The sequence below is a fragment of the Paenibacillus sp. MER 180 genome (assembly GCF_023713665.1).
GTDB lineage: Bacteria > Bacillota > Bacilli > Paenibacillales > Paenibacillaceae > Paenibacillus_B > Paenibacillus_B suaedae.
In genome coordinates this window covers 1-249 of record NZ_JAMAVT010000118.1, presented here as the reverse complement: position 1 = coordinate 249, position 249 = coordinate 1, and the positions used below count along the sequence as shown (strand labels likewise).

The following is a 249-nucleotide window of genomic DNA, read 5'->3' as shown; positions in this document are numbered from 1 at the left end:
ACAGCTAGCAGTAACCGAATAACGAAGCGCGGGTCAAAACGTCTGCGTAGATCGTTATATCTAGCGGTGCAGTGTGGACTTCGGCAAGGAAATAACAGACGGTTAGCATCGTACTATGAGCGAAAAAGAAAGAAGGCAAGCCCTATAAGGTAACAGTGATCGCTTGCGCCAACAAGCTATTGCATCACATTTACGCTATCTTGAATAGAGGCCAGCCTTACCAAACATAAAACTTATTCAATTCTAAAA

At 43.4% G+C, this 249-nt stretch carries 1 pseudogene; it reads left to right on the top strand.

Annotated elements, in window-relative coordinates:
* Nucleotides 1–230 (top strand): annotated as a pseudogene (locus M3661_RS30125) (transposase); the annotation flags it as partial.
* Nucleotides 231–249: the final 19 nt, after the last annotated feature.